General features: G+C 58.8%; 12 protein-coding genes. 11 read left to right on the top strand and 1 reads right to left on the bottom strand.

Features of this window, described 5'->3' with window-relative positions:
- From VL688_12940 to VL688_12890, 11 genes are all read left to right on the top strand, one after another.
- Nucleotides 1-639 (top strand): class I SAM-dependent methyltransferase (locus VL688_12940; protein HTL48960.1); only part of this gene is annotated, 639 nt, incomplete at its 5' end.
- A complete protein-coding gene (locus tag VL688_12935) occupies nt 639-1,328 on the top strand; it encodes a TVP38/TMEM64 family protein (protein ID HTL48959.1) in 690 nt (229 codons plus the stop codon). The genes VL688_12940 and VL688_12935, both read left to right, overlap by 1 nt.
- A 107-nt stretch (nt 1,329-1,435) precedes the next feature.
- Nucleotides 1,436-1,891: a hypothetical protein gene (locus VL688_12930; GenBank protein ID HTL48958.1), complete on the top strand. Its 456-nt coding sequence runs from the start codon at nt 1,436-1,438 to the stop codon at nt 1,889-1,891.
- A gap of 78 nt (nt 1,892-1,969) precedes the next feature.
- Nucleotides 1,970-2,371: a cupin domain-containing protein gene (locus tag VL688_12925; protein ID HTL48957.1), complete on the top strand. Its 402-nt coding sequence runs from the start codon at nt 1,970-1,972 to the stop codon at nt 2,369-2,371.
- The gene (locus VL688_12920) at nt 2,343-2,957 is read left to right on the top strand and encodes a hypothetical protein (protein ID HTL48956.1); all 615 of its coding nucleotides are present in this window, start codon (nt 2,343-2,345) and stop codon (nt 2,955-2,957) included. Before VL688_12925 ends, VL688_12920 begins: the two co-directional genes overlap by 29 nt.
- Before the next feature lie 89 nt (nt 2,958-3,046).
- Nucleotides 3,047-3,511, top strand: coding sequence for a MarR family winged helix-turn-helix transcriptional regulator (locus VL688_12915; protein ID HTL48955.1), 465 nt, complete (start codon nt 3,047-3,049; stop codon nt 3,509-3,511).
- Between the two features lie 78 nt (nt 3,512-3,589).
- Entirely contained in the window at nt 3,590-3,826 is a 237-nt protein-coding gene (locus VL688_12910) for a hypothetical protein (protein HTL48954.1), read from the top strand.
- Nucleotides 3,823-4,164, top strand: coding sequence for a hypothetical protein (locus tag VL688_12905; protein HTL48953.1), 342 nt, complete (start codon nt 3,823-3,825; stop codon nt 4,162-4,164). Before VL688_12910 ends, VL688_12905 begins: the two co-directional genes overlap by 4 nt.
- 14 nt (nt 4,165-4,178) lie before the next feature.
- Nucleotides 4,179-4,625, top strand: a complete 447-nt coding sequence (locus tag VL688_12900) for a hypothetical protein (GenBank protein ID HTL48952.1) — start codon at nt 4,179-4,181, stop codon at nt 4,623-4,625.
- A gap of 62 nt (nt 4,626-4,687) precedes the next feature.
- Complete coding sequence (locus VL688_12895; GenBank protein HTL48951.1) at nt 4,688-5,026, top strand: exosortase system-associated protein, TIGR04073 family; 339 nt, start codon at nt 4,688-4,690, stop codon at nt 5,024-5,026.
- A 48-nt stretch (nt 5,027-5,074) separates the two neighbouring features.
- Nucleotides 5,075-6,967: a DUF5939 domain-containing protein gene (locus tag VL688_12890; protein ID HTL48950.1), complete on the top strand. Its 1,893-nt coding sequence runs from the start codon at nt 5,075-5,077 to the stop codon at nt 6,965-6,967.
- Between the two features lie 13 nt (nt 6,968-6,980).
- Here VL688_12890 and VL688_12885 read toward each other — a convergent pair.
- The coding region (locus VL688_12885) for a hypothetical protein (GenBank protein ID HTL48949.1) at nt 6,981-7,347 on the bottom strand (367 nt) is incomplete at its 5' end.

Below are 7,347 nucleotides of genomic sequence, written 5' to 3'. Positions count from 1 at the left end.
GTTTCCAATTCCGCGCCGCAAAAAGCCTTCATCGATGCCCGCGCCCGCGAACGGGGCCTTTCCAATCTCAAGATCGAGACCGCGGACATGAATTTTTTCCAGGCATCTGGCGGCTACGACAGGATCCTTTCCGTGGAAATGTTCGAGCACATGCGCAATTACGAAGAGCTGCTCGAAAAAACCGCGTCGTGGATGAAGCCCGACGGCCTCCTCTTCCTGCACATCTTCGTGCACAAGGATTATGCGTATCCTTTTTCCGCGGAGAATTCCGGGAGCTGGATGGCGCGCACGTTTTTTACCGGCGGCATCATGCCTTCCGAAGACCTGCTTCTTTATTTCCAGAAGGACGTCCGCCTGGCCGAACGCTGGCGCGTGGACGGCCGGCACTACCAGAAAACCTGCGAGGCGTGGCTGCGGAAAATGGACGAGGCGCGGGAACCCGTCATGAAAGTTTTTCGCGAGACCTACGGAAAAGACGCGGCCAAGTGGCGGGCCTATTGGAGGATTTTCTTCATGGCCTGCGCGGAGCTTTTCGGTTACCGCGGCGGCGGCGAATGGTTTGTCGCGCATTATCTTTTCGAGCGCCAATCTTCGGCCGTGGCTTCGGCGGAGCCCTCGAAATTTTCGGAGTCCCGCTGATGGCTGCACCTAAAGCCTTCTTCAAGGCTTTCACGGCGGCCGTGATTCTCGGGTGCGCTTATTATTTCAACAAGGCAGGCCTTTTCCAAAGAACGCTCGAATGGATCCAGGGGCTGGGGCCTTGGGCGCCCGCGGTTTTTCTCGGCGTTTACATCCTCACGTGCATTTTTTTCGCGCCTTCTTTTGTTTTCACGTTCGCCTCGGGCATTTTGTTCGGGCTCTGGAAGGGGACCCTGCTCAGCGTGCTGGGGGCGGGTCTGGGATCGACGGCCGCATTCTTGATCGGCCGCACGATGGCCCGCGACGTGGTGGCCAAGGCGTTTGCCGCGAACCGGGAATTCCAGGCGCTTCAGGAAGCCGTGAAAGAAAAAGGCTGGAAAATCATCCTGCTTGCAAGGCTTTCTCCGATTTTTCCGTTTTTGGTCGGCAATTATGCGTTCGGGCTGACACGCATTCCTCCCGCCCAGTATTTTTTCGCGACCATGGTCGGCACGCTGCCATCGTCGACCGTTTACGTGTATCTCGGTACGATCACGGGAAACCTGGCGCTTGTCAACGCGTCCGGCCGCACGCGCACACCCGCCGAATGGGCGCTCCTGGCCGTGGGGCTTGCCGCCACGGTGGGGTTGAGCTTGTATCTGAGGGGAATCGCGACCAAGGCCTTGAAGAAAAACGTCCCGCACGCGTGAACGGAAAAAAATTGCCCACGAGACTGGGTTTCCTGATATATTAGCCCATCCCCAACCTGTATAGAGCGGCCATCAAACCGCCTTTAACCAACCAAAGGAAAGAAAAAGTGACCTCTAAAAAACCCCGCACCGCGAAAAGAGAACCCAAAGAAGAAGCGCCCCAGCAGGACACCCCGTCCGTCGTTGAAGCGGAAATTCCGGCACCCGCCGCGATCGAATCCGACGTGCAGGCGCAGCTGGAAAGGATCCGGGAGCATCTCGGGTTTCTGGAAAAGAAACTCGACACGATTCTCCAGAATCAGCAGCAACAGCAGTCCCAGCAGCATCAGCAGAATCAGAATGCTTCGGGAAACCGGCCGCCGTTCCGCAATGATTTCAGGCAGCAACAGCAGCGCCGGCCGTTCAAGCCTTATGAACGGGCGCCGTACGGCAATCAAGACCAGAACCGCCACGGCAATCACCGCCATGACAACAGGCACGACCGCCACGGCAACCGCGGCGGAGGCGGCGGTGGGGGCAATCCGAATTACTACCAGAAGAAAAACAATCACCACCATCACTGATCCGGTTTCATGATCGTTCCGGGAAAAATCCGGCCTTGGACCCTGTTCGCTCTTTTCCTTGCGCTTGCAGGCTGCGCAATGGCGCCTCGGGGAAAAAGGATTTCTCCCGAGAAGGCATGGGATGAGATCGAATGGTCCGCGGAAGAAAAATCCCGCGACGTGGCAGTGCGCACGTTGTGGAAAACTTCCGAAGCCAGCGCGCACGCCGTGCGTCTGAGCACCGCGGAAAAGCCGCACGTGCATGACCGGCACGACATGGTGATTTTTGTCCGTTCCGGCAAGGCGCGGGTTTTTCTAGGCGGGAGGTACGTGATGGTGGGCGCCGGAGACGTCCTGGAAATTCCGCGCGGTACCGTGCATTGGGCACAGAACCTCGGCCCCGGGGCGGGCGAGGCGTATGCCCTTTATCTGCCGGCTTATGACGGCCAAGACATGAGGCTCGTAAATCCCGATGACCCGACCCATGACTCCCGCGCATGATTTGACGGCCCAGGCGGCGCATCTGCTCCTTCAGGTCCGTGCTGCGGAACGCGCTGCGTCGCCTCTGCAGGAAAAAGTGCTGCTGCTCTGCATCCTCGACGCGGCCGCTCGGGCCAAATACCCGCGCGAAAAAGAAAGGGAGCGCGTGGTGCGGCTCCTGGAATCCTGCGCGGCGTGGGACGACCGCTTCAAGGTGAGCCTCGAGCAGCTCAGGGCTCATCTCGAAGTCATGTTTTCCGAAGAAGAGAGGCGGGCCAGCAGGCTCTACCGGCACGTGCTGGAACGCCTTGCGGCGCTGCGGGGCATGACCGCATCCCCGCAATCCGATCCCAGCTTTGTCGAATTGGAGCCTTTGGCGCTGGCGGAAGAATGCCAGGCGCTGGGGCGCGCGAAATATTCCAGCCTGTTGTATGCCTACCGCCAGGAAATCCTTGCCGGTTTCCGCATGCCGGAAAGTGAAGACCAGGAGCGGTCCTCCATGCCAGAGCCTTATTACCGTCCCGCGGACGGCTCTTTCCATCTTGTTTTCCCGCTGGCCCTGATGCGCAGGCTGGTCCAAAGCTGCATTGAAACCCTTACAGCATAAGGATATAAGGCTTAAAAAACTTCGCGGCCGGCCTTGACAGGCAGTTAATGGATGTATATACTTCTACCAGGATTCTGAAAGGGACGGCAATGGAAACCCGCAAGCAAAAACCCGGAACGGTCATCAAGGAAGAAGAAGTCTGCGTGTGCTTCAACCTGCGCAAGGCGTCGCGGGTGATCACGCAGATTTACGACGACGTGATGAGGCCGCTGGGTTACCGGTCCACGCAGATCACGCTCCTGGGTGTCATTCACAAGCACGAAGAGATCACGGTCAAGGAACTCGCGGAGTTCATCGACACGGATCCGACCACGCTCATCCGCAACCTGCGCGTGCTGGAAAAAGAAAAGCTGGTCGACCTGCAGCCCGGCGAAGACCGCCGTCAGAGGAAGATCATGCTGACGGAAAAAGGGAAAGACCTTCTGGCGCGGGCTTATCCGCTCTGGAAGAAAACGCAGGACAAGATCGCTTCTCTGGTGGGTCGCCAGCGTTTGAACCAGCTTCTCGACGATTTGTCTCTGGCGCTGGAAAATATCCGCGAAGACAAGAAATAAATTTTTTTTGCCTGAATGGATGCATATGCATTTATCTGGGTGGCACAGGTTTTGCACAAAAAAAGGAGGTGTTGAAAAATGAATATGTCCGACGAAACATCCGTCATGCGGGGAGACGATCTGCTGAAAAGCATTTCGCTGTTCTTTCTGACGGAAGCACTCCTGCGCGGCTATAAGGAAGAGGTGGCTGACATTGTCAGGCTTGCCCGCAGGTTCGGAGCCCGAAGGTCCGAAATCAAGACCATCCTCAGGGCCAAAAAACGCTGGGCTTCGACGACCCGGCGCAAGGCAGTCAACGAAAGGAGCATTCCATGAAAGTCATGATGGGTATGGGGTTACTGCTTCTCGTTCTCGCGGGAGTTCCGGGGGCTTACGCGGCCATGCCGGAGAATGCGGGCATGATCCAGATCTACCAGGAAAAGGCGGATTTCGAAAGGCAGCGCATCGAAACCTACCGGACCCGCATAGAAGATTTGAATGCCTTTTTTTCGAAGCAGAACGCCGGGCAGAACCGGGATATTCTTAAGAAACTGTCCGATTATTACGATACCTTGATCTCCGATGCCGCGAAAAACGTCGAGCGTTATGAAGCCCTGGCCAGGGAGTCCCTGCGCCAATTCGAAATCGCAAGGCTGATCCAGACCTCGGCTTAACCCCATGGAGTGGGATGCGCCCAAAGACGACGAAGATTTTTGGAGTTCTCGGCCTTGTCCTGCTGACGGCTCTTCCGGCTTCGGCCGGCGAGCCTGCATCTGCCGCGGTCCAACTGCTGCAGCCGATGCAGGAATCCTATGCGTATAAACAATACGCGATGAGAAAGAAATCCGAGCTTTCGAAAATTCTCTACCTGATCGACCGCTTTACCGGCAGCCCCTACAAGGTCCTCTATGACGGCGTGGAGTACGACAGCGCCGAAGCCCTGCGCTACGTCCGCCAATATCTCGCCAAGCACTATAAAAAAGAAAATGCCGAGGCCTGGCTGAAGCTCCACGCGTACCGCTCCGAGCCGCAAGGCAATGTCATTTACCTCAAGGCGCCGGACGAAACCACCAAGCCTCTCATTGACGTGCTGCTGGGCGAGCTTCAGTCGCTCGAGAGCGGTTCCCGGGTTTAAACCCCTCGCATTTTGGGCCGATAATCACCGTACGCTTTTAACACAGCGAAACCGGAGGGCCCATGCGGCAGAAACATTTTCCCTGGATTGCTTTGATCGTGATGGCTTTACTCGTCCCTGCGCGGCCGGCCTATTGCGCCGATATGTGGTCGAAGCTGGGGCGCGGCATCAACAACGTCGTCTTCTGCTGGGCCGAGATTTTTTACCGTCCCGACGAAATGCACGAGAATGGGGAGATATGGCCGATCGCGGTCGCCGGCGGTATTCCCAAAGGGCTGCTTTACACCGTGGCGCGCGCCGCCGTGGGTGTCTACGAGATCGTGTCCTTTCCTTTCCCCGGCACCCATCATTACGGCGTCATCCTCGAACCCGAACACATGGTCGGCCCGAACGCTTATTGAAGGTGGGGACCTTGATGTTATAATCGGGCGGAGCTTTCTCGGGAGATCATGAAACCCTTCCAATATCACTGGCGCTGGGACCTGAAATCCAGCCGTGAAGCCTTGTGGCCTTTCGTCGCGGAAACCGACCGCTTTAACCGCGACGCGGGCCTGCCGGAAGTCCGCAGCGCTTCCCCGGAAGACAAGACCTTCGAAAACCGCAGGAAAATCCTCGGCTTCAAAATTCTCGGCCTGCCCGTGGAATGGGACGAAGAGCCTTTCGAATGGATTTATCCCGCGCGCTTCAGCATCCTCCGCCGTTACCGCAAAGGCCCGCTCGACTGGATGAAAGCCGAAGCGGAATTCGAGCCTCTGCAGCCGTCCGGCACACGCCTTCATTATAAAATCACCGCCATGCCCCGCAATCTTCTGGGGCTTTTCTCCATCCCCGTGCAGGTGGGAAGGGTCTATGCTTCGGCTTTCGATAAAGTGTTCCGGCGTTATGACGCGCTGGCCGCGGAAAAGCGCGCCGCGCCCCAGGCTCCGGCGGTGCCCTCATCACCCCTCGAACCCCGCGCGGGAGAACTTTTGAAAACGCTCGAACAAAAAACTGTGGCGGACGGAGGCGATCCGGCCGTCGCGGCCGCGCTCGCCGCCTACCTCGGCGCCGCGGATGCCATGGAGCTGCGTCACGTCCGGCCGTATGCTTTCGCGGATGCGCGCGGGCTTTCCCGGCGGCGCACGCTGGAAACTTTTTTGTTCGCCACGCGCGCAGGCATGCTGGAAATGACCTGGCGCGTCCTGTGCCCGCTTTGCCGCGGCTCGGCGGCGGACAATCAAAGCCTCTCTGACGTACGCGAGGCCCAGCATTGCGCGAGCTGCCGCATCGATTACAGCGCCAACTTCGACCAGTTCGTGGAGCTGACCTTCCGGCCCGTGCCGTCCTTGCGCACGATCCCGGAGCAGCTTTTCTGCGTGGGCGGGCCTCAGCTCACGCCGCACATCCGCATCCAGGTTTTGCTCAAGCCCGGAGAGGCGAGAGAAGTGAAGGCATGCCTTGAGCCCGGGCGCTACCGCATGCGCGCGTTGAAAATTCCGGGCGGGAGAATGGCGGACGTCACGCGTTCGGATTCGGAGGCCGCGTATGAAGTGAGTCTGCCGGAAAAAAACTGGCCCGAAGCGCCGGCGTCCATCCAGGCCTCGTGCGCGTGGAAAATTTCCAATCCCACGAAGACCGAACAACTTTTCGTGTTCGAACGCATGGCCTGGAACGACGACGCGGCAACGGCCGCGGAGGTCATCGCGCTGCAAACGTTCCGCGACTTGTTTTCGCGGGAAGCGCTGCGGCCCGGCGAGCAGATCTCCGTGGGCGCGGTCACGCTGCTTTTCACGGACTTGAAGGGTTCCACGCGGCTTTACCGCGAAGTGGGGGACGCGCCCGCGTTCGGCGCCGTCATGGAGCATTTCAAACTCTTGCGGGAAATCATCGGAAGGCACGGCGGCGCTGTGGTGAAGACGATCGGAGATTCGGTGATGGCGGTTTTCATGCGGCCTCTGCCCGCGCTGCAGGCCATGCTCGAAGCACAGGCGCGGCTGGCTTTGCCGGCCGAAGGGATAAGGCCCCTGCGCCTGAAGGCGGGGATCCATAACGGCCCGTGCATCGCCGTGACGCTGAACGAGAAACTGGATTATTTCGGGAGCACCACGAACCTCGCCGCGCGCCTGACGGGAGTCTCGACGGGTGAGGACATCGTGATTTCAGAAAGCGTGCATCAGGATCCGGAAGTCGACGCTTTCGTGGCGGCACGGACAGGCTGCGAGGTGAAAGAATTCGAGGCGGGCTTGAAGGGGTTCGAGAACGAACCGTTCCGCCTTTACCGCATCGGCTTTTCCTCCGATGAGGAAAGGCGGAACTTTGTCCGTGAAATTTCGTCCGTGACCGTACTCAACCCGGTGGGTTGAGCACAGCTTCCGTTTAAGAGGCCTTCGGAGAAGCGGTCGGGGCCTGAGGAACCGCCGGAGCCGCAGCAGCGGCCGCCGCGCCGGGCGCGGGTTCCCCGACATCCACCACTTCCACGTCAAAGTGCAGATCTTTTCCCGCCAGAGGATGATTAAAGTCCAGCATGGCGCTGTTGTCTTTCAGCTCCTTCACCGTGGCGCGCACCACTTCGCCTTCCGGCGTCTGGGAAGCGAGCACCATCCCGACTTTCAACTCTTCATTCGGCAGATTGCTTTTCGGAACTTCGAGGACCGCGTCTTCGCGGACTTTGCCGAACGCCTTTTCCGGCGGCAGGTCCACGGACTTTTTGTCGCCGGCCTTCAGACCGACGAGCGCTTCCTGA

The sequence above is a fragment of the Verrucomicrobiia bacterium genome (genome assembly GCA_035495615.1).
Classification (GTDB): domain Bacteria; phylum Omnitrophota; class Omnitrophia; order Omnitrophales; family Aquincolibacteriaceae; genus DATJFP01.
This window is presented reverse-complemented; position numbering and strand designations above follow the sequence as displayed.